19 protein-coding genes and 1 tRNA gene are annotated in these 25,538 nt (G+C 62.2%); 13 read left to right on the top strand and 7 right to left on the bottom strand.

The annotated features are described in order from the left end of the window. The first annotated feature begins 36 nt into the window (after positions 1 to 36). The 4 genes from ABSY17_RS18580 (at position 37) to ABSY17_RS18565 (ending at position 3,938) form a co-directional block, all read left to right on the top strand. A complete protein-coding gene (locus tag ABSY17_RS18580; protein WP_378943828.1) occupies positions 37 to 1,593 on the top strand; it encodes an arylsulfatase in 1,557 nt (518 codons plus the stop codon). Positions 1,594 to 1,646: 53 nt separating this feature from the next. Next, entirely contained in the window at positions 1,647 to 2,513 is an 867-nt protein-coding gene (locus ABSY17_RS18575) for a bile acid:sodium symporter family protein (RefSeq protein ID WP_378943826.1), read from the top strand. A 70-nt stretch (positions 2,514 to 2,583) separates the two neighbouring features. Further along, positions 2,584 to 3,564 carry a formylglycine-generating enzyme family protein gene (locus ABSY17_RS18570; protein WP_378943824.1) on the top strand — a complete coding sequence of 327 codons (981 nt, stop codon included), beginning with the start codon at positions 2,584 to 2,586 and terminating at the stop codon, positions 3,562 to 3,564. A gap of 5 nt (positions 3,565 to 3,569) precedes the next feature. Then, the gene (locus tag ABSY17_RS18565) at positions 3,570 to 3,938 is read left to right on the top strand and encodes a DUF1622 domain-containing protein (protein ID WP_378943822.1); all 369 of its coding nucleotides are present in this window, start codon (positions 3,570 to 3,572) and stop codon (positions 3,936 to 3,938) included. 61 nt (positions 3,939 to 3,999) lie between these two features. On the opposite strand, the gene ABSY17_RS18560 is transcribed toward ABSY17_RS18565, so the two are convergent. From ABSY17_RS18560 to ABSY17_RS18545, 4 genes are all read right to left on the bottom strand, one after another. Then, positions 4,000 to 6,381 (bottom strand): arylsulfatase, encoded by a 2,382-nt coding sequence (locus ABSY17_RS18560; protein WP_378943820.1) that lies wholly within the window; start codon positions 6,379 to 6,381, stop codon positions 4,000 to 4,002. Between the two features lie 96 nt (positions 6,382 to 6,477). Further along, the gene (locus tag ABSY17_RS18555; RefSeq protein WP_378943818.1) at positions 6,478 to 8,847 is read right to left on the bottom strand and encodes an arylsulfatase; all 2,370 of its coding nucleotides are present in this window, start codon (positions 8,845 to 8,847) and stop codon (positions 6,478 to 6,480) included. Between the two features lie 572 nt (positions 8,848 to 9,419). Continuing rightward, positions 9,420 to 9,494: transfer RNA gene (locus ABSY17_RS18550), tRNA-Gln, on the bottom strand. Positions 9,495 to 9,614: 120 nt separating this feature from the next. Further along, positions 9,615 to 9,950: a VOC family protein gene (locus ABSY17_RS18545; RefSeq protein ID WP_378943816.1), complete on the bottom strand. Its 336-nt coding sequence runs from the start codon at positions 9,948 to 9,950 to the stop codon at positions 9,615 to 9,617. A gap of 203 nt (positions 9,951 to 10,153) precedes the next feature. Between ABSY17_RS18545 and ppdK the strand changes: the two genes are divergently transcribed. Beyond that, positions 10,154 to 12,820, top strand: coding sequence for a pyruvate, phosphate dikinase (gene ppdK, locus ABSY17_RS18540; protein ID WP_378943814.1), 2,667 nt, complete (start codon positions 10,154 to 10,156; stop codon positions 12,818 to 12,820). 195 nt (positions 12,821 to 13,015) lie between these two features. Then, positions 13,016 to 13,756, top strand: coding sequence for a polysaccharide deacetylase family protein (locus ABSY17_RS18535; RefSeq protein ID WP_378943812.1), 741 nt, complete (start codon positions 13,016 to 13,018; stop codon positions 13,754 to 13,756). A 40-nt stretch (positions 13,757 to 13,796) separates the two neighbouring features. Here ABSY17_RS18535 and ABSY17_RS18530 read toward each other — a convergent pair whose 3' ends face one another. Then, a complete protein-coding gene (locus ABSY17_RS18530) occupies positions 13,797 to 14,552 on the bottom strand; it encodes a hypothetical protein (protein WP_378943810.1) in 756 nt (251 codons plus the stop codon). 154 nt (positions 14,553 to 14,706) lie between these two features. Between ABSY17_RS18530 and ABSY17_RS18525 the strand changes: the two genes are divergently transcribed. Continuing rightward, complete coding sequence (locus tag ABSY17_RS18525; protein ID WP_378943808.1) at positions 14,707 to 16,344, top strand: fatty-acid--CoA ligase; 1,638 nt, start codon at positions 14,707 to 14,709, stop codon at positions 16,342 to 16,344. Between the two features lie 196 nt (positions 16,345 to 16,540). Further along, positions 16,541 to 17,356: a DUF1499 domain-containing protein gene (locus ABSY17_RS18520; protein ID WP_378943806.1), complete on the top strand. Its 816-nt coding sequence runs from the start codon at positions 16,541 to 16,543 to the stop codon at positions 17,354 to 17,356. Positions 17,357 to 17,364: 8 nt separating this feature from the next. Here the strand turns inward: ABSY17_RS18520 and ABSY17_RS18515 are convergent, their stop codons facing one another. Further along, positions 17,365 to 18,270 (bottom strand): MBL fold metallo-hydrolase, encoded by a 906-nt coding sequence (locus ABSY17_RS18515; protein ID WP_378943804.1) that lies wholly within the window; start codon positions 18,268 to 18,270, stop codon positions 17,365 to 17,367. A gap of 123 nt (positions 18,271 to 18,393) precedes the next feature. On the opposite strand from ABSY17_RS18515, the gene ABSY17_RS18510 reads away from it, so the two are divergent. Continuing rightward, the gene (locus tag ABSY17_RS18510; RefSeq protein ID WP_378943802.1) at positions 18,394 to 18,990 is read left to right on the top strand and encodes a biotin transporter BioY; all 597 of its coding nucleotides are present in this window, start codon (positions 18,394 to 18,396) and stop codon (positions 18,988 to 18,990) included. A gap of 81 nt (positions 18,991 to 19,071) precedes the next feature. Then, a complete protein-coding gene (locus ABSY17_RS18505; RefSeq protein ID WP_378943800.1) occupies positions 19,072 to 20,079 on the top strand; it encodes an NAD-dependent epimerase in 1,008 nt (335 codons plus the stop codon). 15 nt (positions 20,080 to 20,094) lie between these two features. Here ABSY17_RS18505 and ABSY17_RS18500 read toward each other — a convergent pair whose 3' ends face one another. Continuing rightward, on the bottom strand, positions 20,095 to 21,534 hold the full coding sequence (locus ABSY17_RS18500) for a DUF2793 domain-containing protein (protein ID WP_378943798.1): 1,440 nt from the start codon (positions 21,532 to 21,534) through the stop codon (positions 20,095 to 20,097). Positions 21,535 to 21,871: 337 nt separating this feature from the next. Here ABSY17_RS18500 and cysD point away from each other — a divergent pair, with 337 nt between their 5' ends. The 3 genes from cysD to cysQ are packed head-to-tail and all read left to right on the top strand — an operon-like array spanning position 21,872 to position 25,519. Further along, entirely contained in the window at positions 21,872 to 22,777 is a 906-nt protein-coding gene (gene cysD / locus ABSY17_RS18495) for a sulfate adenylyltransferase subunit CysD (RefSeq protein WP_378943796.1), read from the top strand. Between the two features lie 2 nt (positions 22,778 to 22,779). Beyond that, positions 22,780 to 24,717: a sulfate adenylyltransferase subunit CysN gene (gene cysN / locus ABSY17_RS18490; protein ID WP_378943794.1), complete on the top strand. Its 1,938-nt coding sequence runs from the start codon at positions 22,780 to 22,782 to the stop codon at positions 24,715 to 24,717. Continuing rightward, positions 24,668 to 25,519, top strand: coding sequence for a 3'(2'),5'-bisphosphate nucleotidase CysQ (cysQ, locus tag ABSY17_RS18485; protein ID WP_378943792.1), 852 nt, complete (start codon positions 24,668 to 24,670; stop codon positions 25,517 to 25,519). Before cysN ends, cysQ begins: the two co-directional genes overlap by 50 nt. Positions 25,520 to 25,538 lie beyond the last annotated feature (19 nt).

Genomic DNA, 25,538 nt, shown 5'->3' with positions numbered 1-25,538 from the left:
CCATCTGTCAACTCGAACCAGGCAAGGAGATACAGGATGGCACAGACGCCAAAGAACGGTAAGCCGAACATTCTCGTCATCTGGGGGGACGACATCGGCATCTCAAATCTGAGCTGCTATTCGCATGGCCTGATGGGTTACCAGACACCCAACATCGACCGCATCGCCAGAGAAGGAATGATGTTCACCGACAGCTACGGCGAACAGTCCTGCACCGCCGGGCGCTCGTCATTCATCACCGGGCAGAGTGTCTTTCGCACCGGGCTTTCGAAGGTCGGCATTCCGGCTGCGCCGATCGGCATGAATGAGAAGATCATCACGATCGCGGCGGCTCTCAAGAACCAGGGCTATGCCACCGGGCAATTCGGCAAGAACCATCTCGGCGATCTCAACCACATGCTGCCGACCAACCACGGCTTCGACGAATTCTACGGCAACCTTTATCACCTCAACGCCGAGGAAGAGCCGGAAATGTATGATTACTATCCGGAAAAGGACTTCCCGGAGTTGCGCAAGAATGTCGCCCCGCGCGGCGTCGTCCATTCCTGGGCGACCGACAAGGACGACCCGACCGAGGAACCCCGCTGGGGCAAAGTCGGGAAACAGAAGATCGAAGACACCGGCCCGTTGACCAAGAAGCGCATGCTGACCTGCGACGACGATTTCGTCAGCTCAGCCCAAGACTTCATCAAGCGCCAGAACGCCGACGGCAAGCCGTTCTTCGTGTGGCTGAACACCACGCATATGCATTTCATCACACACACCAAGCCGGAGAGCAAGGGACAGGCTGGGCGCTGGCAGTCGCCGTATCACGACACCATGATCGACCATGACAGGAATGTTGGGCAGATGCTGGATTTTCTCGACCAGCTCGGCATCGCCGACAATACCTTCGTGATGTACTCGACCGACAACGGGCCGCACCGGAATTCCTGGCCGGATGGCGGCATGACGCCATTCAGGAGCGAGAAGAATACCAACTGGGAAGGCGCCTTCCGGGTGCCGCTGCTGGTACGTTGGCCCGGCAAGATCAAGCCCGGCAGCGTCTCCAACGAGATCGTCCAGCATCACGACTGGTTCCCGACCTTCCTGGCGATGGCCGGCGAACCAGACATCGTCGAGAAGGTGGAAAAGGGCTACCAGGCAATCGGCCGCACCTACAAGAACCGCATCGATGGCCTGAACCTCGTTCCCTATCTGACCGGGAAGGAGCAGACCAGCCCGCGCAAACTGTTCATTTACATCAGCGATGACGGCGACGTGCTCGCGTTGCGCTACGACAACTGGAAGGTCGTGTTCATGGAGCAGCGCTGCAAAGGCACGATGCAAGTCTGGGCGGAGCCATTCACCAGGCTTCGTCTGCCAAAGATCTACAATCTGCGGACAGACCCCTATGAGTTCGCCGACGTTACCTCGAACTCATACTACGAGTGGTTCATCTATCACGCCTACATCCTCTACGGTGCCTTCGCGCTCGCCGACAAATTTGCTGATACATTCAAGGAGTTTCCGCCAATACAGAAACCCAACAGTTTCACCATCGACGACGCATTGGCAATGATGGCGGATGCCAGCGGAGGTGGCGGACATTGAGCGGCAACGTGGCGGCGTAAACAACGCCGCCACCAGGCTCGTGGGGATAGCCCATGACACTCGCACAACTCATACCGTTCGCCATCAGTGCGAGCATGTTCATGATCGTTCTGGCGATCGGTCTCAACGCGACCTTGCATGACGCCACCTATCTGTTTCGCAATCCTTCCTTGCTTGTCCGTTCCATCCTTTCGATGAATGTCGTCATGCTGGTCGTGGCGGGCGCGATCGCGTTCCTCTTCGACCCTCCGCCCGCCATCAAGATCGCGATCGTAGCCTTGGCCGTCTCGCCGGTACCGCCCATCTTGCCAACCAGACAGGAAAAGGCCGGCGGTACCGAGGAATACACAATTGGGCTCCTGGTGGCGGCGGCTGCGATCGCGGTCGTATTGGTGCCGCTCTCTGTACAACTGCTTGCCAGGATCACCGGCATCCCCATGCACGAGCCGCCCAGCAAGATTGCAGCGGTCGTATTCTCCTCTGTCATCGTGCCGCTCCTGTCAGGTGTAGCGATCCGCCATTTCGCACCTGAACTGGCGCGACGCGCCTCCCGCCCGATCCCTCTGCTGGCGGCCGGCCTGCTGTTCCTGGCCTGCATCCCGGTCCTTCTCGTTGCTTGGCCTGCGGTCCGCACGCTGCTTGGCAACGGCATGGTGATCGCCCTTGCAGCCTTTACCTTCATTGGACTTGGGGTCGGCCACTTGCTGGGCGGGCCGAACAAGCACGATCAGGCGGTCTTGGCGCTGGCAACCGGCACCCGCCATCCGGGCGTCGCGCTCGCCATCGCAAACCTGAACTTTCCGGCCGAAAAAGGCGCTCTGGCTGTCGTGCTGAGCCATCTGATCATAGGCGCCATCGTCTCGGTGCCCTATGTCCGATGGCGCATCAACGCCCGTTCGGTTGGAACGGAGGCAAAGTGATGAGTGCGGGTTTGGCCTGCTGAAATGATGATTGGCGCATGGTCTTTGGCTCCTGAAGAAGGCATTTGCGATGAACGAGCATTCAGCTGACATTCATGGCTCCACCGCACGGAAAGAACCGCCTGATCCAGGCATGGTCTGGATACCGGGCGGCGAATTCCGGATGGGTTCCAACGACCACTATCCCGAGGAGGCGCCGGTCCACCGCATCAAGGTCGACGGCTTCTGGATAGACAAGTTCACCGTGACCAACCGTGACTTCGAGCGTTTCGTTGCCGAAACCGGCCATGTCACGCTGGCCGAGAAACCAGCCAATCCCGATGATTATCCCGGCGCGCTGCCCAATCTTCTGGTTCCTTCCTCGACCATGTTCCGCAAGCCGGGCGGACCGGTCAATCTGAGCAACCATTACAATTGGTGGGTCTATGTCGCGGGCGCGAACTGGCGCCATCCGCGCGGGCCTGCAAGCTCCATCAAGAAGCTCGGCGACCACCCGGTGGTGCACGTGGCCTACGAAGACGTGGAAGCCTACGCGCAATGGGCAGGCAAGGAACTGCCGACCGAGGCCGAATGGGAGTTTGCCGCGCGCGGCGGGTTGGATGGCGCCGAATATGTCTGGGGTGACGAGCTGACGCCCAATGGCCGCTACATGGCCAACACCTGGCAAGGCGAGTTCCCCTACCGCAACACGCTTGGCGACGGTTTCGAATATACTTCCCCGGTCGGCTCATTCCCGCCCAACGGCTACGGCCTCTACGACATGGCGGGCAATGTCTGGCAATGGACGGATGACTGGTATCAGGCGCATTCGCAGATCGACAGCCCGTGTTGCACGGCTGCCAATCCTCGCGGCGGCAGGCTGGAAGCGAGCTATGACCCCAGCCTGCCCGACATCAAGATTCCGCGAAAAGTCACCAAGGGCGGCTCGCATCTCTGCGCCCCGAACTATTGCCGGCGCTACAGGCCTGCGGCGCGCATGGCGCAACCGATCGACACGTCCATCTCCCATCTCGGTTTTCGCTGCATCATCAGGCCGAGCAAGGCGGAGTAGAGGGGATGGCGAAGGAATGGCTGGTCGAACTGACTGGACTGGTCGTTCCAATCATCGAACTGATGGCCCTGATCATCATCGTTGCCGGAACGATGGAGGCGTTCTTCAGGGGGCTGTATGTCATGGTCCGGCACCCGTCCGGGCATGTCGCTGTACGCTCGGTGTGGATGCAGTATTCCCGTTGGTTGGTTGCCGGCCTTACCTTCCAGCTTGCCGCCGACATCATCGAAACGTCGGTGACGCCGGGCTGGGAGGACATCGGCCGCATCGGGGCGATCGCCCTGATCCGCACCTTCCTCAATTTCTTCCTCGAGCGCGACCAGCATGAGGTGCGCGAGCTTCAACAACGCGCGAAAGAACCAAGGCCGGAATGACCGCGCAAGACGCGGCTCGGCAAGGACGCTGCCGTGCGAAGCTGCACGGCAGCGTACCCGCTCACTGCCGGGCCATGGCGAGGCTGAAACGGTCTTCCGCGGTGATCAGGTGATCGTGGTCGTCGTCGCCGAGGTCGATCTGGACCCAGGCGATGTCGCCGTTGAAGGCATTGCCGGTCGGGCCGTAGTCAGGTGATGCCGGCGAGCCGGTGTCGGCGCCCACATCGGCTGCCTCGTCGGCCGAGTAGGCCATTGGCTGGGTCTTGTCGACGCGACCTTTCCCGACGGCCTTTCCATCGTAGTAGAGGGTAACGTCGCCACCCTTGGCCAGGCCACCACCATCGTATTTGAACTCCATCCTGACCTGATGCTTGCCATCGGGAATGGGTTGGTCCGCCTCGGCGAAATAGAACTCGATGCCGAAGAAGTTGTAGCAATACTTCAGCTTGCCGTCCTTGACGTAGAGTGTCCATCCGCCCACCGAGCCGCCTTGGGTGACGATCACACCTTTGGCGCCGCCCTTCGGCACAGTCACCTCGGCGGTAACCGAATGCGACTTGTTCTTCAGCGTCAGAACACAGGCTTCGCTGACGCGCATGCCCTGAAACAGTATCTGGCTGTTGCCGGTGATGAGCTGCGGCCGTCCGGCAATATCCGGATTGATCCGCTCGAACCCGCGATCGTCGAGCGGCACGCAGTTATATTTGACCGCCTCGATCAACCACAGCCGTTGCAGTTCGGCGAGTTTCTTCGGATTGTCGGCGACGATGTTTTTCGCCTGGGTCCAGTCGTCCGGATCGTACAGTTCCCAAATGTCAGCATCGAAGGGCGGCGGCTGATCGGCCTTCCACGGTGTCCGGTGCTTGGTGCAGGCAGTCCAGCCCTTGTAGTAGATGCCGCGGTTGCCCATCATCTCGAAATACTGGAGCTGATGGGTTTCGGGTGCTGCCGCTTCGTTGAAGCTCGGCACCATGCTCACGCCCTCGAAAGGCGCCTGGGCGATGGAGTTGACGATTGCCGGTTCCGGCAGGCCGGTGACGTCAAGGATCGTCTTTGCCACGTCGATGACGTGATGGAACTGGCTGCGTATCTGGCCCTTGCCCTCGATGCCGCCCGGCCAGTGCACGATCATGCCATTGCGCGTGCCGCCCCAGTGCGAGGCGACCTGCTTGGTCCATTGATAGGGCGTGCACAGCGCATGCGCCCAGCCGACGGCATAGTGGTTGTAGGCCTTGGGCGTGCCGAAGTCGTCGATCTTCGAAAGCAGGAATTCGACCGTTTCGATGCCCGGCATGCCGTTCAGCGTGGTCATTTCGTTGAAGCAGCCGTTGAGCGTTCCTTCAGCTGAGGCGCCATTGTCGCCGATCAGGTAGAAGACCAGCGTGTCATCGAGGATTTCGAGGTCGGCGAGCGCATCGACCAGCCGTCCGACGTGATGGTCGGTCTGCTCCAGGAACCCCGCGTAGATTTCCATCTGACGGGCAAGCACCGGCTTCAGTTCCGCCGGCATGTCGTCCCAGGCTGGAATTTCCTGGTGGCGGGCTGTCAGCCTGGCATCCTCGGGTATCAGGCCGAGCTTTTTCTGGCGCGCGAAGGTCTCCTCCCGGAGCTTGTCCCAGCCGCCGTCGAACTTGCCCTTGTACTTGTCCGACCATTCCTTCGGCACATGGTGTGGCGCATGCGTGGCGCCGGGCGCGAAATACATGAAGAAGGGTTTGTCGGGCATCAGCGCCTTCTGCTGGCGTACCCAGGTTATGGCGTGGTCGGCGAGGTCTTCGGTAAGCGTATAGCCCTCTTCGGGTGTCTTTGGCGGCTCGACTGCCGTGGTTCCCTGATAGAGACCCGGATAATACTGGTTGGCCTCGCCACCGACGAACCCGTAGAAATACTCGAACCCCGAGCCGATTGGCCATTGATGGAACGGCCCCATGGGAGACACTTCCCAGAACGGCACTTCATGGCATTTGCCCAGTTGCGCCGTCGAATAGCCGTTCAGCTTCAGGATTTCGGCGATCGGCGCCTTGTCCTTGGGTCGAATGCTGTTGTTGCCAGGCGCGGACGTTGCCATCTCGGTGATGGCGCCCATGCCGACCGAGTGATGGTTGCGCCCGGTGAGAAGGGCCGCACGCGTCGGCGAACACAGCGCGGTCGTATGGAAGCGATTGTATTTTAGGCCACCCTTCGCCAGACGTTCGGCAACCGGCGTGTAGCAAGGGCCCCCGAACGCGGAGGACGAGCCGAAGCCCGCGTCGTCGATCAGTATGAACAGCACGTTCGGCGCGCCCTTCGGCGGCCTGAGCATGCGGATCGGCGGATATTTCGTGTCGGGATCCTTCGCGTCATAGGTGGTGAGGCCGACGTGCTTGGCGTCGGGAATTGGAAGAATGTCGCGCGAAAAGGTGTCTACCGGTCGGGCCGGTTGGGCTTTTGAGTTCTTGGCCATTTTATCCTCCACGGGCTGTTCCGCCCCCTGGCTGAACGTCACCGACATACAATGGAAGGCGGCCCGCTCCCGACAGGGGCGGGCCAAACATCATGGCTATTGCCGCGCCATCTCGGCGCGGGCGCGGGCATGCTTCTGCTCGTCCGTATCGGGGACCAGCTTGCCGGTCAGATCGACCGTGATCTGGAGAATGGTGCCGGTGAACTCGAAGGGTGGCCCGTAGAGTTGGCTGACCGGCGAGCCCGAATTGCGCCCGATGAAGACGCCGCTGCCAATGCCGAGCGCGAGCGGCACGGTGTAGGGCAGCTGCATTTCACCGACCAGCTTCTTGTTGATGTAAAGCTGCGCCTTGCCCGGCGAGCCCTTGCCGCCCTTAAGATCCGGCTGGCCCGTCGGCTGGAACTCGTAGCGCAGCTCGACCTTGCCGGTCGGCACGTCGCTGCTGGAGGCGAGGTGGAATTCCTCGGCGCCGACATAGTTGTGGACGTAGTGGAGCTTGTCGTCCTTCATGAACAGCGTGTAGCCGCCGACATTGCCGCCGTGGCAGATGAGCACGCCTTCGGCGCCGCCCTTGGGGATGTCTACCTCGGCGGTGATGCTGTGCGCGCGATTGAGCAGCTTGGCCGCGACGTTTTCGGGGATCATCTGCGTGTGCGGATAATAGACGTACGTCTTGCGGTCCTTCGCCAGTTCCGGCCGTTCGTCGGCAAAGCGCAACGTACCGCGGCTGTCCAGCGGCAGGACGTTGTATTTGCCGGCCTCGCCATACCAAAGCGCGATCATCTCGATCAGCTTGGGACGGTTTTTGTCCGCGACGTTGTTCGTCTCGGTAGGATCGTTGGTGAGGTCGTAGAGCTCCCAGCCCTTGGCGTCGAGTTCGCGAAGCTTGTCTTCGGTCAACGTCATCATGCCGAAGAAGATGCCGGCCTCGCTGAAGGATGGACCGGGAACCGGACACACTGCGCGCCAACCGTCATGATAGAGCGAGCGGTGGGCGAACATCTCGAAATATTGTGTCTTGTGCCGGCTTTCCGCCTTCTGGTCGCTAAAGACATGGGCGAAGCTGACGCCCTCGATCGGCGATTGCGTCACACCGCGTATCTGTTGCGGCGCCTCGATCCCAAGCGCTTCCAGCACCGTCGGAACCATGTCGATGGCATGGGCGAACTGGGTACACACCTTGCCGCGGCCCTTGATGCCCTTCGGCCAATGCACGATGAACGGATCGGACACGCCGCCGCGATAGGTTTCGCGCTTCCAGCGCCGGAATGGCGTGTTGCCGGCATGGGTCCAGCCCCATGGGTAATGGTTGAAGTATTTGGGGCCGCCAAGGTCGTTGAGCGCGGCGAGATTCTGCTTGAGGTCGTCCGGTACGTTGTTGAAGAACTTGTTCTCGTTGATCGAGCCGGTCGGGCCGCCTTCCGAACTCGCGCCATTGTCCGAAATGACCATGATCAGCGTGTTGTCGAGTTCGCCCATCCGCTCCAGGAAATCGATGAGCCGCCCGACATGGTGGTCCATGTGTTCGCAGAAGCCGGCGAACACCTCCATCATGCGGGCATAGAGCTTGCGTTCGTCTTCGGGGAGCTTCGACCAGTCCTGCACATCAGGATCGTGCCGAGACAGCTTCGCGTTCTCCGGCATGATGCCGAGCTTCTTCTGCCGGGCAAATACCCGCTCGCGATAGGCGTCCCAGCCATCGTCGAATTTGCCCTTGTATTTGTCGGCCCATTCCTTGGGCACATGGTGCGGCGCGTGATTGGCGCCCGGCGCGAAATAGAGAAAGAACGGCTTGGCTGGCGCCACCTGCTTCAGGTCGGCGATGAAGCCGATGGCCCTGTCGGCCAGGTCCTCGGTCAGGTGATAGCCTTCGTCGGGCGTCTTGGGCGGCTCGACCTGATGATTGTCGTAGACAAGATCGGGATAGTACTGGTGGGTGTCGCCACCAAGGAAGCCGTAGTAGCGCTCGAAACCCCGCCCCAGCGGCCAGCGGTCGTAAGGACCGGCGGCGCTGATCTGCTCGGAAGGGGTCAGGTGCCATTTTCCAAGCGCGTAGTTGGCGTATCCCTGCTGCTGCAGGATTTCAGAGAGGAAGCCGTTCTCGAACGGGATGGCGCCGTTGGAGCCGGGAAACCCTGTAGAGGCTTCGGTGATGCAGGCCATGGCGTTGGAATGATGGTTGCGGCCGGTCAGGATGCAGGAGCGCGAAGGCGAGCACAGGGCGGTGGTGTGCATGTTGTTGAACAGCAGGCCGTGCTTGGCCAGCTTGTCGAGGTTCGGCGTCCTGATCTCGCCGCCATAGCAGCCGAGTTGGCCAAAGCCAGTATCGTCAATGACGATGAAAAGGACGTTGGGAGCGCCGACTTTCGCGCGACGCGGCGCCGGCCACGCCGGATCGGATTCTCCAATGGTGCGGCCCATGCGGCCGGGAAATGCTGACCCAGGTTTGTATTCCTTGAGTGGCATGCTCGTCTCCTCTGTATTTTGATTGAGAAGCGCGGCTGGACAGGGCAGAAAGGTGTCGTGGATGCCCTGATGCTCATGAAAGCAATTTCGCTGTCGCATGCGATGCGAGCGTTTGTTCATGCGATGCAAATAACAGCCAGGAAGAAACGATCTCGTCTGCCGGGAGGCAGACGGCTCCTGCACCATGTCCCGACGTCGACTCGTTAGGTAGCGGGCACTCGCCTCGCGTCAAGGTTTGCAGAGTTCGCCTCGGGAGACAGCGGAAGGGCTGAGTAATAACTCATGCAGCCGCGTATCGAGTCGTCGCGCCAAGTATTGGCCTTCATACGGTCCGACCGGTGGAGACTTCCTGTGAAACTGTTCTTCCCGGGCGGTCGTGAACCGGCGCGGCATCAGCGGTCGCCAACGGAAGTCATGGTCTCTGCGGACGAGGTTCTGGATTTCGTGGCAGGCCGCTATGCCGGACTGCCCTGGGCCTGTGTCTCAGCTTCGTACACATTCGCAGAGGGAGATCGGGACGCAGATTCGCACAGATCGAATCTATAGGTGATTTCAATGGCTTTTGGATGCAGTGGCTGGGGCGCCAGGATTCGAACCTGGGAATGTCGGTACCAAAAACCGATGCCTTACCGCTTGGCGACGCCCCAACAAGCCGCAGGCGATTCAGATAGTGAACCGCAGGCGAGTCGACTGACCGCCGCCTTATATGCAGTCGGCGGCAAAAGCACAATCGCGCCTTTGCCGCTTTTCAGAGCAAAACTTGCAGCTCATTCGCCCCAGACGGCGAGTTCGTTGCCAGCTGGATCGACGAAGTGGAAGCGCCGCCCGCCGGGGAAGGAGAAGATCGGCTTGACGATGGTGCCGCCGGCCTCTTCCACCGCAGCCAGCGTCTGTTCCAGCGCTTCCGAATAGAGAATCGGCAACGGCTTGGCCGGGACCTCCGCCTGGAAGCCGCCGTCGATGCCTTCGTCGAAGGCCGAATAGTCGGGGCCGTAGTCGGTGAAGGCCCAGCCGAAGGCCGCGCTGTAGAAAGCCTTCACATGGTCCATCGTGCCGCCAGTCGCGGCCATTTCGATATAGTCGAGCTTGCCGGTCTTTCTCATCGAGATCTCCTTTAGGTGTTCTTGAAATGTTCTATATCAGGCAGCCCGACGCGGCAACAGCGGTGATCCATCCGCCGATTAATCGATTGTAGGATGTTGCGTGCGGGAAACGCGCCTTGCCTTTCGCACTGCAGCATCATATCGCTCCCCGAATGCGGGCGGCGGCCACCGCCTGTTAAACACCCAGTCGGCGAGGAGAGAGCATGACCAAGTGGGTTTACAGGTTTGGCGACGGTGCGGCGGAGGGGCGCGCGAGCGACCGCGACCTGCTCGGCGGCAAGGGGGCGAATCTCGCCGAGATGTGCAGTCTCGGCCTGCCGGTGCCGCCGGGTTTCACCATCACCACCGGGGCCTGCAACTGGTACTACGCCAATGGCCGCGACTATCCCGAAACACTGAAGGCGGATGTCCGCGAGGCCCTTGAGCACATCGGCGCCTTGACCGGACGCCGCTTCGGCGATCCGGAAAGCCTGCTGCTCGTCTCGGTGCGTTCAGGTGCCCGCGCCTCGATGCCGGGCATGATGGATACGGTGCTCAACCTCGGCCTCAACGACGTGACCGTCGAGGCGCTGGCCCGGGATGCCGGCGACGCGCGCTTCGCCTATGACAGCTACCGCCGTTTCATCACCATGTATTCCGACGTGGTTCTCGGTCTCGATCACGAGGTCTTCGAGGAAATACTGGAAGACGAGAAGGGCCGGCTCGGCCACGAGCTCGACACCGATTTCACGGCACTGCAGTGGCAGCAGGTAATTTCGCTCTACAAGGCGAAGGTTGAGGAGGAACTCGGCCGCTCCTTCCCGCAGGACCCGCATGAGCAATTGTGGGGCGCGATCGGCGCGGTGTTCTCGAGCTGGATGAACCATCGCGCGATCACCTATCGCCGCCTGCACGATATTCCCGAGAGCTGGGGCACGGCGGTCAACGTCCAGGCGATGGTGTTCGGCAATATGGGCGATACGTCGGCCACCGGCGTTGCCTTCACCCGCAATCCGTCGACCGGCGAGAAGATGCTCTATGGCGAGTTCCTGGTGAACGCGCAGGGCGAGGACGTGGTGGCCGGCATCCGCACGCCGCAGAACATCACCGAAGCCGCGCGCATCGCCGCCGGCTCCGACAAGCCCTCGCTGCAGAAGCTGATGCCCGAGGCCTTCGCCAATTTCATGGCGATTTCGGAGCGCCTCGAGAAGCACTACCGCGACATGCAGGATCTCGAATTCACCATCGAGCGCGGCAAGCTGTGGATGCTGCAGACCCGTTCGGGCAAGCGCACCGCAAAGGCGGCGCTGAAGATCGCGGTGGAAATGGCGGCGGAAGGCCTGATCAGCAAGGAAGAGGCCATCGGCCGCATCGACCCCGCGTCGCTCGACCAGCTGCTGCATCCGACCATCGACCCCAAGGCGCAGCGCGAGGTGATCTCGGTCGGCCTGCCGGCGTCGCCGGGGGCTGCCACGGGCGAGATCGTGTTCTCGTCCGACGAGGCCGAGGAGATGAAGTCGGTGGGGCGCAAGGTCATTCTCGTGCGCATTGAGACCAGCCCCGAGGACATCCACGGCATGCATGCGTCGGAAGGAATCCTGACGACGCGCGGGGGCATGACCAGCCACGCCGCAGTGGTTGCCCGCGGCATGGGCAAGCCTTGCGTTTCGGGCGCGGGCTCGCTGCGCGTCGACTATCGCACGGGCACCTTGACCGCGATGGGCCAGACCTTCCGCAAGGGCGACATCATTACCATCGACGGTGGCAATGGCCAGGTACTGAAGGGCTCGGTGCCGATGCTGCAGCCAGAGCTGTCGGGCGATTTCGCCGCCATCATGGAGTGGGCGGACGCGGCACGCCGCATGAAGGTGCGCACCAATGCCGAGACGCCGGCGGATGCGCGCATGGCGCGCTCCTTCGGCGCCGAGGGCATCGGCCTTTGCCGCACCGAGCACATGTTCTTCGAGGGCGACCGCATCCTCGCCATGCGTGAGATGATCCTGGCCGACACCGAGAAGGACCGGCGCACCGCACTCGCCAAGCTGTTGCCGATGCAGCGCTCGGATTTCATCGAGCTGTTCGAGATCATGGCCGGCCTGCCGGTGACGATCCGCCTGCTCGACCCGCCGCTGCACGAATTCCTGCCCAAGACCGAGGAAGAAATCGCTGAGGTCGCCGCCGTCATGAAGGTGTCGGCCGACAAGCTGCGCCAGCGCACTGATGCGCTGCACGAGTTCAACCCGATGCTCGGCCATCGCGGCTGCCGTCTCGCCGTCTCTTATCCGGAGATTGCCGAAATGCAGGCCCGCGCCATCTTCGAAGCCGCCGCCGAGGCCGGCAAGAAGACGGGCAGCCCGGTGGTGCCGGAAATCATGGTTCCGCTGGTCGGCCTGATGAAGGAACTCGATTACGTCAAGGCGCGCATCGACCAGGTCGCCCAGAGCGTCATGCAGGAATCCGGTACGAAGATCGACTACCTCGTCGGCACGATGATCGAGCTGCCGCGCGCGGCGATCCGGGCTCATGTGATTGCGGAAGCCGCCGAGTTCTTCTCCTTCGGCACCAACGACCTGACGCAGACGACCTTCGGCATCTCGCGCGACGATGCGGCTTCCTTCCTCGAGACCTACCGCCAGAAGGGCATCATCGAGCAGGACCCCTTCGTATCGCTCGACATCGACGGCGTCGGCGAACTGGTGAAGATGGCGGCCGAGAAGGGCAGGGCGACGCGCCCCGCAATCAAGCTCGGCATCTGCGGCGAGCATGGTGGCGACCCCGCCTCGATCCGCTTCTGCGAGAGTGTTGGGCTGGACTACGTGTCGTGCTCGCCATTCCGCGTGCCGATCGCACGCCTTGCCGCGGCACAGGCTGCGGTCAAGGCGAAGCGATAAGGCTGTAACCGCCTGAATCCGTTCGGCTATACCCCATTTGCGAATTGGGTATAGCCGCCGGTATCAGGTGCTCAGGCCGGCCCTGGCCGTCATCCCCTACGCAGGCAAGTGGCGAGGATATTACCCCTCGTCATCATCGCGCCAAAATTCGAGCGCCTGTGAACGCACCTTTTGACGACGGACTTCGAACTACGTATGCGCATGCCCACAAGGTTTTTGATTGGTGCGGCCCTGACCGCGCTTCTGGTTTCTCACGCCTCGGCCGTACCGCTTCTCGAGCCGCAACTCCGCCTCAAGCCCTCGAGCCAAACACACCCGCGCGTGGCGCTGACGCTTGACGCCTGCGGCGGTGCGACCGACACGCGCATTCTCTCGGCCCTCGTCGACAACAAGATCCCAGCAACGATCTTCGTCACCGGCCTGTGGCTGAAGCGGAATGCCGAGGCGCTCGCGATCATGAAGGCGCATCCTGAACTGTTCGAGTTGGAAAACCACGGCGCAAGGCATATTCCGGCCGTCGACACGCCGCACAAGATCTACGGGCTGAGCAGCGCTGGAAGTGCTGAGGCGGTCCAGGCCGAGGTCGAGGCGGGCGCCCTTGCACTGACCGATCGCGGCGAGCCGCAGCCGAAATGGTTTCGCGGCGCAACCGCCCAATACAGCCCGACCGCGATTGCGCAGATCCGACAGCTCGGATTCCGCATCGCCGGCTATTCGATCAATGGCGATGGCGGCTCGCTGCTCGGGGCGCGCGAGACCGAACGCCGCGTGGCTAGCGCCAAGGATGGCGATGTCATCATCGCGCACATCAACCAGCCCACGCACGCCGCCGGCGGCGGACTGGTCAAGGGGCTACTGAAGCTCAAGGCCAAGGGCTACGATTTCGTACGGCTCGACGATGTCGACGACGACGGCACTGACGACACGACGAACTGATCGTCGTGTCGATATTGCGTTGAAGGATGGGGATTGCCGGTCAGGCCGCCGAGCGAAACGCCTCGACCACACCGACATAGGCTTCGGCGAGCTTTGCCAGCGGGCTTTTGCTGCGCGAGGCCGACTCGACCTTGAGCTTGCCGCCGACAACGGGCAGCGAAAGCAGCAAGAACTGGCGGCGGGCGCCGTCGCCGATCGAGGCCGCAGCGATGTGCTTGTCCTCGCCGTCGTCGTCGATGCGCATCTTGAACAGCAGGATTCCGCCGACCGACTCGAGCGCCTCGTCGACAAGCTGCTCGAATTCGCTTTCCGTAACAAACTTGGTGGCGACCGCGGGTGTTTCTGCCGCGAGCATCTCGACAACTTCGTCAGAGGCTTCCACCTCGACCGGGGGCGCAAACTCTTCGGCGGCCAGTTCTTCATTCAAGAACTCTTCGAAGTCGAGTTCTTCGGGAGCAAGCTCTACGGACACGGGCTCCACTAGCCCCCAATCCTCAATGGCCTGATCCTGCGCTTCCATTTCCGGACTTTCCGGCTTCGCCTCGGCGGCTTCAGGCGCAACCTGCCATTCGTCTTGCAAGTCTTCGGCCGATAGCTCGATGTCTTCCTCGGCCTCGATGGCCGACTCGTCAGCGGCGCTCGCTTCGGTCGCCAGGCTTTCGCTGGGTACGGTAACCTCGTCGGCAGCCGTCAGTACGACTGGGCCTGCTACGGCTTCATCGGTGGCGACATGCTCTTCGGCTTGCGTCTCATGTTGCGACAGGACTTCGTCCTCCGCGCGTGGCTGCGTATCCATGCGAACCCTCACAGTACTCTACCCACACCAGCCGGCAACAAAGGTTAACCGGGACCGTGGCCGCAATATGGCCGTCTGTGGTTTGCCCCGGGACAGGCTGGACAAAGCATGGATTGCACCCAAAGATGACAGCACACGATCTGGGAGGATCCATATGCAGGGACTGATGCAGGAGTGGCCACTGCTGTGCCACAAGATCATGGACCATGCCGCGCGCCAGCACCCGCACCGGGAGGTGGTGTCGCGCTCGGTCGAGGGGCCGATCGTCCGAACAACCTATGCCGAGCTTCGCTTGCGGTCCCTGAAGGTCGCGCAACGGTTGGAGCGGGACGGGTTCAGGGGCGGAGATCGCATCGCCACGCTCGCCTGGAACACCGCCCGCCACATGGAGGCCTGGTATGGCATCATGGGCATTGGTGCGGTCTACCACACGCTCAACCCGCGTCTGTTTCCCCAACAGCTTGTCTGGATCATGAACCATGCGCAGGACCAGGCGCTGTTCGTCGATCTGACCTTCTTGCCGCTGGTCGAGAAGATCGCGCCGTCCGTGCCGTCGCTCAAGCGCATCATCGTGCTGACAGACGCCGCCCATCTGCCGCAGACCTCGCTGCCCGGTGTCGTGGCCTATGAGGAATGGCTCACCGAGGCTGACGGCGACTTTGTCTGGAAGAGCCTCGACGAGCACGCCGCGGCCGGCATGTGCTATACCTCGGGCACGACCGGCGACCCCAAGGGCGTCGTCTATAGCCACCGCTCCAATGTGCTCCATGCAATGATTGCCGTGATGCCCGACGCCATGGGCATTTCGGTTCGCGACGTGGTCATGCCGGTGGTGCCGATGTTCCATGCCAATGCCTGGGGCCTAGCCCAGAGTACGCCGATGGTGGGCGCCAAGATGGTGATGCCGGGCGGCAAGATGGATGGTGCCTCGATCTACGAAATGCTCGACACCGAGCGTGTCACCTTCACTGCAGCTGTTCCGACCGTCTGGATGATGCTGCTGCAGCATCTGGAGGAAACCGGCAAGAAACTGCCGCATCTCGACAAGGTGGTGATCGGCGGTGCGGCCTGTCCGAGGGCCGTTACGCAGAAGTTCGAGCGCAACTACGGCGTCGAGGTCATCCACGCCTGGGGCATGACCGAGATGTCGCCGCTGGGTACGTTGTGCACCATCAAGCCCGAATATGACGATCTCGAAGGCGAGGATCGGCTGAACATCCAGCAGAAGCAGGGCTACACCCCGTTCGGCGTCGAAATGAAGGTCACCGACGACGCCAACGATGAACAGCCCTGGGACGGCAAGACATTCGGGAGGCTCAAGGTGCGCGGCCCGGCGGTATCTGCCTCCTATTACGGCGGTGCAAGCTCCGAGCAGTTCGATGCCGACGGCTGGTTCGATACGGGCGACGTCGCTCATATCGATCCCAACGGGTACATGCAGATTACCGACCGCTCCAAGGACGTGATCAAGTCGGGCGGCGAGTGGATCTCCAGCATCGAACTCGAAAACCTCGCGGTCGGTCACCCAGACGTCCAGGAAGCTGCGGTAATCGGCATCAAGCACCCGCGCTGGGATGAGCGCCCGCTGATGGTCGTCGTCCGCAAACAGGGGCGGGAGCCGTCCAAGACCGAGATACTTGGCTTCCTCGAGGGCAAGGTCGCCAGGTGGTGGATGCCCGATGACGTCGTCTTCGTCGATGAGATTCCCCATACCGCGACCGGCAAGATCCAGAAGATGGAGTTGCGCGCGAGGTTCAAGGATTATCGTTTGCCGACAGACACGGGTGCATGAAAGCTGCAAGTGCGGGGAGGGGGCTGAAACCGCCTTGCTGCTTCAGCCGTGGACGGGCACCAACGGCACTCCAAGTTGTTGAATCCGCGCATCGTGCCTGCCAAAACTCGTTCCGATTTTCGGGCCGGTGCGATAGGGTCTCGCCGGCAGCGATACGTGCCGGAAAGCGGCAGCGGGTGATTGGGTGACGGGTTCCATGGTTGAGTACAAGTCGAGATATCTGCAGCCGCGCACGACGCGCGCTGCGGGCTGGTCGCGCGGCACGGCCTCTTTTTCAGCCGTCTTGCTGGTCATTGCGGTACTCGGCCACCACCGCGGCCTGATCGAGACGCCGGCCTTCTTCTGGGTGCTGGGCATCGTCGCGCTGCTGGCCGCTTTTGCCTTGCTGCTGTCTGGCTTCGCCTTTTCCCGACTGTGGAAATTCGGCGACCAGGGCGGGCGCGACCTGACCATAGGCGCCTTGCTGGGGCTCGTGGTCCTGGCGCCATTCGCCTTCACGGCCTACCAGGTCGCCGTCTATCCGATGCTGCGCGATATCTCGACCGATACCGAGGAACCGCCGGAGCTGACGGCGGCGGCATCGCTGCGCACGCCTGATATGAACCGCCTGGAGACGATGACCATGGGCGAGCGGACCTTGCAGGCGCAGGCCTATCCGCTTGTCGCCGGCCGGCGTTATGACCTGTCGCTCGACCGCGTACTCCAAAGCGTCGAGACGGTTCTCGGGCGCCAGGGCTGGCAGGTCGTGGTGCCGCCGCCGCCGATCGATGAGGCGAATGGCGAGGTCGATATCGAGGCGGTCGCGCGTAGCTTCGTGCTGGCTTTGCCCTCTGATTTGGCGATCCGGCTCGTCGATGACGGCGATTCGACCTTCGTCGACATGCGCTCCGCTTCTCGCTATGGCCGCCATGACCTTGGCGACAATGCAGCGCGCATCACCGGCTTCCTGACCGAACTCGACCAGGAGATCGCCAATCAGGCCGGGACGGCAACCACTGCTACGCCTGAATAGGGTTCTCGTCAGGCCGGAGAATAGTGGCCGCCCAGCGAAGGGGCCTCGTCGCTGACGATCCGGCCGCGGCCGACGAGATCTTCGATATGCGCAAACACCGACAGCCCGGCTGCCGCGTGAAGCTTCGGGTCGATGTCGCGATAGATGGCGCCGACGATCTCGGGAATCGTGCGGTCGCCGGCAATGATGCGTTCGAGGATCGCCCGCTCGCGCATCTTGCGGTGCGCCTTGAGGCCGCGAACGAATTTCTGCGGCGACACCACCGGACCACCATGGCCGGGCAGATAGACGTAGTCGTCGCGTTCGACGAGCCGGTCGAGCGAGGCCATGTAGTCCGACATCGCACCATCCGGCGGCGCCACGATCGAGGTCGACCACGCCATGACATGGTCGGCGGAAAACAGGATGCCCGTGCCTTCGAGCGAAAATGCTGCGTGATTCGCCGCGTGTCCCGGTGTCAGTACCGTGCCCATGCGCCATCCGTCGCCCTCGACGACCTGGCCGTCGGCAACAGTGAGGTCAGGTACGAAACCCGTGTCGCCGCTGGCATCGAGGCGCGCGCCCTCGCCGATCAGCAACGGGCGTGCCGACCGGTGCGGCCCTTCGGCGACGGTCACAGCACCCGTCAGCGCCTTCAGCCTGGCGGCGAGCGGTGAGTGGTCGCGATGGGTATGGCTGATGAATATATGGCTGACCGGACGCCCCGCAATGGTGCGGATCAGTGCGTCAAGATGAGCGTCGTCCTCGGGGCCGGGATCGATGACCGCCAGCGTGTCCTTGCCGATGATGTAGCTGTTGGTGCCGTGAAAGGTGTAGGGGCTCGGATTGTTGACCGTCAGGCGCGCGATGCCCTCGGCAATCGGAACCGCCTGGCCGTAGGCGGGCTCGAAGTGGGTGTCGAAATCGAGTGACATGGCGTGCCTGTACCTGTGTGTTCCCGCGCCTGACGGCAAATTCGTTTGCCGCTTAGCACGGAAGACAATATAGGGAAAACCATGTCGGACGTGCTCCGGCATACGCAGCACAAGGGGATTTTCATGGCCGTTGCATCCAGCAATTCCACCGCGTTCGTCACTGCAGCCCTTCCCGAAAAGGGAGCCCTGCGCCTGGCGACCCAGCTTCTTCTGGCCGTTGCCGGCTCGTTGCTCCTGGTTGCCTCGGCCAAGACCAAAGTCGTGCTCGGTCCGGTCGACATGTCGCTGCAGACGCTTGTCGTGCTCGGCATCGGCGCGGCCTACGGCCTTCGCCTCGGTCTCGCGACGGTGCTGCTCTACATGGCCCAGGGTGCCATGGGTTACCCGGTGTTCCAGAGCACGCCGGAGAAGGGCCTCGGCATCGCCTACATGCTCGGTACGACCGGCGGTTTCCTCGCAGGCTTCGTGGCCATGGTCGCGATCGTCGGCTGGGCGGTTGACCGCGGTTGGGGCCGCAGCATCGTCAAGATGCTGGGTGCCATGCTCGTCGCCGAAGTCGTCATGATGGTGATGGGCTTCTCGTGGCTGTCTCTGCTGATCGGCGCCGAGAAGTCCTGGCAGTTCGGTGTCGCGCCGTTCATCATGCCGGACCTGGTCAAGGTCGCACTCGCCGCTGCTGCCGTCCCGGCCGTCTGGGCGCTTCTGCCCAAGAAAGGCTGACCGACCAGCGATCGGCAATGGATTTGCATACGCCCCGGCTCTACAAAGGCCGGGGCGTTTGCATTTGAAGAGCACAGTTGAATGACGATCCTGGTCACAGGCACCGCAGGTTTCATCGGCTTCCACGTTGCCCGACGGTTACTTGCCGAGGGCTATGAGGTGGTCGGCTTCGACAGCATCACCGACTACTACGACACTTCGCTCAAGCGCGCCCGGCTCGACTTGCTGGCCGAGAACAAGGATTTCCGCTTCATCCAGGGCGATCTCGCCGACGCGGCGGCGGTGAAACAGGCCTTCGCAAGCCGTCCCGAGATCGTCGTTCATCTCGCGGCCCAGGCAGGTGTTCGCTATTCGCTCGACCATCCGCAGGCCTATGTCGACGCCAACGTCACCGGCTTTCTCAACATCCTCGAGAACTGTCGGGCAGCGATGCCCAGGCACCTGATCTATGCCTCATCGAGTTCGGTCTACGGCGGCAACAAGAAGCAGCCCTATTCGCCGCGCGACAGCGTCGACCATCCGGTCAGCCTCTATGCCGCCACCAAGAAGGCGAACGAGCTGATGGCGCATACCTACAGCCATCTGTTCGGCGTGCCGGCCACGGGCCTGCGCTTCTTCACCGTCTATGGGCCGTGGGGGCGTCCTGACATGGCCTACTACAAATTCACCCGCGCCATCTTCGCCGGCGAGGCGATCGACATCTACAACAATGGCGACATGTACCGCGACTTCACCTATGTCGACGACATCGTCGAAGGCATCGTCCGGCTTCTCGACCATCCGCCTGCCGCCAATCCCGACTATGACATCGCTGCCGGGGGTGCTTCGGGCAGCTGGGCGCCGCATCGCGTGATGAACATCGGCAACCGCCGCAAGGAACATCTGATGGAGATGATCCGGGTGCTGGAGCGCGCAACCGGCCGCGAGGCGGTGAAGAATTTCCTGCCGTTGCAGCCGGGCGACGTGCTCAGCACCTGGGCCGATGTGACCGATCTCGAAGCTTTGATCGGCGAGCTTCCGCACACGCCGATCGAGGAGGGACTTCTCCGCTTTGTCGACTGGTACGGCAGGTACTACCGCGTCCAGTAGCTGTCGGCTTGCCAGTCAGACATACTGGCCTCCGGTTGCCGTCGTGCCGGCCACGTCGCCGGGCAGATAGGCCGCGCCAGCTCCGTTGACGTTGATTACCGAGTTCGTGATTGCCGAATAGCGCTTCCCGGTGGCGCTACCTACGAAAGTGTTCTGATTGACCATCGCCACCGAAGCACCGTCACATTGAACAAAGTTGGCGAAGGCCGGTGTTCCGACAATCGTGATGGTCTTGCCTGCATCGATCACGAAAGAGCCGCCGGACAAGTACCAGTGGATGAGAGCGCCACCTGAAATCGTCGTATTGCCGTAGGCAATCGCCGAACCACGATTGGCAACATTTATGTGCGAGGTCGTGCACCCCCCAAACTCGATGCTGGCATAGCGCAGCGTGGAGTTGGCATCCACGTAGATACCGTGCTGGGTCGCCTGAAGCTTGAAGCCACTAACACGCCACGTCGAGTTGATGGCGCTGGCGGTGAGGCAGATGCCGGTTACGTTCAGCGTGACGTTCGAGGGCGTGGCAGGGTCGCCCTGCAGCGTCCATGTGCCCGAGCCGATGAACTGCGGCAGCACGATCGGAACGGTCCATGTGCCGGGACCAACCTGAACCGTCACATTGTAGGTCGCGCCGTCGAGTGCGGCCGTCACCGCCAGCGCTTTGGCGATGGTCAGGAAAGCGCCGCCACTGGTGTTACTCAGGCCGTTGTTGGCGTCCGATCCGTCGGTCCGGACATAGTAGGTCCTGTTGGCGGTGAGCAGTTCGCGGACGTGCCGCTTTGCCACCACCTGGTTCTGGTCGGTCAGGGCCACAGCCGCCGGCAAAAGCACACGGCCGTCCGTGCAACTGACCTTCAGTGCTTCCGTCCAGGCGGATCCATCGGGCGAGACCTTGACGTGCCAGTCGTCGTCGCCAGTAAGGCCGAATTCGGCGCGACCCGAATAGCCGGTCTGGAACAGGACGGAAGCGGTATCGCCGAGAGCCGCCTTGTTGATCTTGACCTGCTGCCCCGCGCCCTGATTGTCGAACAGCACCGCCGGGCTCTTGACCGCGAGCCTGTTCGTCGTGTCCGCAGTGGTGTTGATGCCAACCACCGAGGCGGGGTTGACGCCAAGCGAAAGCGTGTCGATCCAGCCGCTGCCGTCATAGGCAAGGATGCGCTGCTCGTCGGCGACCCAGGCAAGCCAGCCGCTGACCGGCGGATGGAAGCTCCATGCTCCATCCTGCCAGGCTGCCACCTGGCCGCTCTTTCCCGCCCAGGCGCCGGTCGCCGGGGCTGCGACGATGTAGCGGGAGCCCTCGGCTGGCAATGGCGGCGGTGCGGCGAGATGACGGTCGAGGACCGAAAGCTGGACCAGCACGTCGAGCGCAAGCAGCGCCTCGTTGTGTGTGACATGCTTCTGTGCCTGGGAAGGCATGATGAACGGCATTTTCAGGTTGGTCGTTTGTTCCAAGGCGGGCTCCTGTCGTTGGGGTGCCCAATGATACGGCCGCTTGGGAGGGGGTGGAAAAACACGCTGGTTTTTCCACGCTCCGGCCGGCTCGTGCCGCTGGCGGATGGGCGTCACGGGCCCGGAGGCGATTGCAGATAAATTTCCCGGACGCCCGGATTACGGGCGATCGCGTGGAATGCCATTCCGCGCTGCGCAGTAGATGAGCAATAACCGACTGGGCGGGAGATGGATTTTGGTCTTGGACTTCTTGCGACAAATCCAAATTGTGGGACACTGCGCGCAATTGGATGTGCGGGGACGCTATCCCCGAGCGACGTCGTTTTCCTAAGGCTCTTTAATGCTTGCCAGACTGACTCACCTTGACCGTCTCGAGGCGGAGGCGATCCACATCTTCCGTGAGGTGGCGGCCACCTTTTCCAAGCCTGTGATGCTCTATTCCGTGGGAAAGGATTCCTCGGTTCTGCTGCATCTGGCGATGAAGGCGTTCTATCCGGCCAAGCCGCCGTTTCCGTTTCTCCATGTGGACACGACCTGGAAGTTCCGCGAGATGATCGAGTTTCGCGATGCCATGGCGCGCCAACTCGGCTTCGATCTGCTGGTTCACGTCAACCCGGACGGCATCCGCGACAACATCAACCCGTTCGATCATGGCTCGAACACCCATACCCATGTGATGAAGACGGTCGGGCTGCGCCAGGCGCTCGACAAATACGGCTTCGACGCAGCCTTCGGCGGCGCCAGGCGCGACGAGGAGAAGTCGCGCGCCAAGGAGCGCATCTTCTCGTTCCGCAACGCCCAGCATGCGTGGGACCCGAAGAACCAGCGGCCGGAAATGTGGAAGATCTTCAACACGCGCGTTGCGGCGGGTGAATCGATCCGTGTCTTCCCCCTGTCCAATTGGACCGAGCTCGATATCTGGCAGTACATTCTGCAGGAAAACATCCCCATCGTGCCGCTCTATTTCGCCAAGCATCGACCGGTGGTGGAGCGCGATGGCATGCTGATCCTGCGCGACGACGAGCGCATGAAGCTGCGCTCGGGCGAGGTGGTGGAGAACAGGCTTGTGCGGTTCCGCACGCTCGGCTGCTATCCGCTCACCGGTGCGATCGAATCCGATGCGGACAGCCTCGAAGCCATCGTCAGCGAGATGTTGACGGCCCGCACCTCCGAGCGCCAGGGGCGCCTCATCGACCGTGACGAAGCCGGCTCGATGGAAAAGAAAAAGCGCGAAGGGTATTTCTGAACATGCGCTCTGTCATGGCCGACAACGTCGATGCAGCCGGAGGCGTCCGCGACTATCTCGCCGGGCAGGAGCAGAAATCACTCCTGCGTTTCCTCACCTGCGGCTCGGTCGACGACGGCAAGTCGACACTGATCGGACGTCTACTGTCCGATACGAAACAGATTTTCGAGGACCAGCTTGCCGCTCTGGAGCGCGACTCGCGCAAGCACGGCACGACTGGCGAGGACGTCGATTTCGCGCTTCTGGTCGACGGGCTGGAAGCCGAGCGCGAGCAGGGCATCACCATCGACGTCGCCTACCGGTTCTTTGCCACGCCCAAGCGCAAGTTCATCGTCGCCGACACGCCCGGCCACGAACAGTATACACGCAACATGGCGACCGGCGCCTCGACGGCCGATCTCGCCATTGTTCTGGTGGATGCGCGCCAGGGCGTGCTGCGGCAGACGCGGCGGCATTCGATCATCGCTTCGCTGCTGGGCATCCGCCACATCGTTGTGGCGATCAACAAGATCGACCTGGTCGGCTTCGACCAGCAGGTGTTCGACCGCATTGCCGCCGACTACGCGGCCTTTGCCGAAAGCCTGGGCTTCCGGTCGATCGTGCCTATCCCGATCTCGGCGCGCTACGGCGACAATGTCATTCGTCGCTCCGAGAACATGGGCTGGTATTCGGGGCCGACGCTGATCGAGCATCTTGAAACGGTCGTGGTCGAAGACGAGGCGGTCGAGAGACCATTCCGTTTCCCGGTGCAGTATGTGAACAGGCCCGATCTCGATTTTCGCGGTTTTGCCGGCACCGTCGCTTCGGGGGCGATTTCTGAGGGTGACGAGATCGTCGTCGCCAAGTCGGGCAAGACAGCGAGGGTCAAGCGCATCGTCGCCCATGGCGGAGATCTAGGCTCCGCCGTCGCGGGGCAGGCGATCACGCTGGTGCTCGACGACGAGATCGAGGTTTCGCGCGGCAACGTGCTGGTTGCACCCGAGGCACGTCCGCATGTCGCCGACCAGTTTGCCGCCAATGTCGTTTGGTTCGACGAAAATACCATGCTGCCGGGCCGCTCCTACATCCTGCGGACCGAGACCGACCAGGCAAGCGCAACCGTCACCGATCTGAAATATCGTATCAACGTCAACGACTTCGCCCACGAGGCGGCGAAGGCGCTGGAGATGAATGAGGTCGGCGTCTGCAATATTTCGACCCAGTCGCCGATTGCCTTCGACGGCTTCGCCGACAACCGCATCACTGGCGCTTTCATCCTGATCGACCGGATCAGCAATGCCACCGTCGGCGCCGGCATGATCCTGCATCCGCTGCGACGGGCCGAGAACATCCACTGGCAGTCGCTTGACGTGACGCGCCAGGCGCGTGCCGGGCTCAAGAACCAGAAGCCGGCGGTGCTGTGGTTCACTGGCCTGTCGGGCTCCGGCAAGTCGACGGTCGCGAACCTGCTTGAAAAGAAGCTGCACGCGGCCGGGCGCCACACTTATATTCTCGACGGCGACAATGTGCGCCACGGGCTCAACCGTGACCTCGGCTTCACCGATCAGGATCGCGTCGAGAATATCCGTCGCGTCGCCGAGGTCGCCAAGCTCATGGCCGATGCCGGCCTGGTCGTCATCGTGTCCTTCATCTCGCCCTTCCGCGCCGAGCGCTGGATGGCGCGCGAGATGATGGGGCAAGGTGAGTTCGTCGAGGTTTTTGTCGACACCCCGTTCGAGGAGTGCGCCAGGCGCGATCCCAAGGGGCTATATGCGCGGGCGCTCGCCGGCGCGATCAAGAATTTCACCGGCGTTGATTCCCCCTATGAAACGCCGGAGAATCCTGAAATTCATCTCCAGACTCTCGGCAGGACGCCGGAAGAGATGGTCGAAACGATCGAGAACTGGCTGAATGAGCGGAACATTGCAGAACATCAACACGACCATGGTGGCGGCATCTGACGACGCCGTTCTCGCTGTGTTCGAGCGCCTGGCCATCGAGGCCGGCCGGGCGATCATGGAAGTCTACAATTCCGAATTCGCGGTGACGGACAAGGCGGACGCATCGCCCGTCACCCAAGCCGATAAGGCCAGCGAAAAGATCATCCTCGAAGGCTTGCGCGCGGCGTTTCCGGATCTGCCCTGCGTTGCCGAGGAAGAAGTCGCCGAAGGCATCGTCCCGCCTGATCTGGGGCGGGCCTTTGTCCTGGTGGACCCGCTCGACGGCACCAAGGAATTCGTCAAGCGCAGGACCGATTTCACGGTCAACATAGCACTTGTCAGGGACGGTGCGCCGGCAATCGGCGTCGTCTACGCGCCATGCACGGGCCGCTTCTTTTCGGGCCGCCCAGGCAAGGCGGAGGCATTCGAGATCAGCGAGGGCAAGGCAGGAACACGCCGCCAGGTCCACGTCCGCGAGGGGCGCCAGCCGCTGACCATCGTCGCCAGCCGCTCGCATCTGACGCCGGAAACTGAAGTCTTCATCAAACGCGTCGCTGCTGCGGAGATCGTTTCCGTAGGGTCGTCGCTGAAGTTCTGCCTGCTGGCTGCCGGCGAGGCCGACCTTTATCCGCGTTTCGGGCGCACGATGGAGTGGGACACGGCGGCGGGAGACGCGGTGCTTCGCGCTGCCGGCGGCAGCACTCATACGCTGGATGGTGCACCGCTCGTCTATGGCAAGCGCAACCAGAGCGACGATGCGGATTTTGCCAATCCGCATTTCGTGGCGAGCGGCCGGATCACCGATCCGGCCTTCGTTTACTGATGAAGAATCGCGTGTGAAC

The sequence above is a fragment of the Mesorhizobium sp. ANAO-SY3R2 genome, assembly GCF_042466635.1.
GTDB lineage: Bacteria > Pseudomonadota > Alphaproteobacteria > Rhizobiales > Rhizobiaceae > Aminobacter.
Note: the sequence above shows the minus strand (reverse complement) of the source record. Positions and strands in the feature narration are given on the sequence as shown.

Bases quoted from the DNA above. Each gene is read 5' to 3' on its own strand.
- ABSY17_RS18580 (WP_378943828.1), top strand. From the start codon at position 37: ATGGCACAGACGCCAAAGAACGGTAAGCCGAACATTCTCGTCATCTGG.
- ABSY17_RS18575 (WP_378943826.1), top strand. From the start codon at position 1,647: ATGACACTCGCACAACTCATACCGTTCGCCATCAGTGCGAGCATGTTC.
- ABSY17_RS18570 (WP_378943824.1), top strand. From the start codon at position 2,584: ATGAACGAGCATTCAGCTGACATTCATGGCTCCACCGCACGGAAAGAA.
- ABSY17_RS18565 (WP_378943822.1), top strand. From the start codon at position 3,570: ATGGCGAAGGAATGGCTGGTCGAACTGACTGGACTGGTCGTTCCAATC.
- ABSY17_RS18560 (WP_378943820.1), bottom strand. From the start codon at position 6,381: ATGGCCAAGAACTCAAAAGCCCAACCGGCCCGACCGGTAGACACCTTT.
- ABSY17_RS18555 (WP_378943818.1), bottom strand. From the start codon at position 8,847: ATGCCACTCAAGGAATACAAACCTGGGTCAGCATTTCCCGGCCGCATG.
- ABSY17_RS18545 (WP_378943816.1), bottom strand. From the start codon at position 9,950: ATGAGAAAGACCGGCAAGCTCGACTATATCGAAATGGCCGCGACTGGC.
- ppdK (WP_378943814.1), top strand. From the start codon at position 10,154: ATGACCAAGTGGGTTTACAGGTTTGGCGACGGTGCGGCGGAGGGGCGC.
- ABSY17_RS18535 (WP_378943812.1), top strand. From the start codon at position 13,016: ATGCGCATGCCCACAAGGTTTTTGATTGGTGCGGCCCTGACCGCGCTT.
- ABSY17_RS18530 (WP_378943810.1), bottom strand. From the start codon at position 14,552: ATGGATACGCAGCCACGCGCGGAGGACGAAGTCCTGTCGCAACATGAG.
- ABSY17_RS18525 (WP_378943808.1), top strand. From the start codon at position 14,707: ATGCAGGGACTGATGCAGGAGTGGCCACTGCTGTGCCACAAGATCATG.
- ABSY17_RS18520 (WP_378943806.1), top strand. From the start codon at position 16,541: ATGGTTGAGTACAAGTCGAGATATCTGCAGCCGCGCACGACGCGCGCT.
- ABSY17_RS18515 (WP_378943804.1), bottom strand. From the start codon at position 18,270: ATGTCACTCGATTTCGACACCCACTTCGAGCCCGCCTACGGCCAGGCG.
- ABSY17_RS18510 (WP_378943802.1), top strand. From the start codon at position 18,394: ATGGCCGTTGCATCCAGCAATTCCACCGCGTTCGTCACTGCAGCCCTT.
- ABSY17_RS18505 (WP_378943800.1), top strand. From the start codon at position 19,072: ATGACGATCCTGGTCACAGGCACCGCAGGTTTCATCGGCTTCCACGTT.
- cysD (WP_378943796.1), top strand. From the start codon at position 21,872: ATGCTTGCCAGACTGACTCACCTTGACCGTCTCGAGGCGGAGGCGATC.
- cysN (WP_378943794.1), top strand. From the start codon at position 22,780: ATGCGCTCTGTCATGGCCGACAACGTCGATGCAGCCGGAGGCGTCCGC.
- cysQ (WP_378943792.1), top strand. From the start codon at position 24,668: ATGAGCGGAACATTGCAGAACATCAACACGACCATGGTGGCGGCATCT.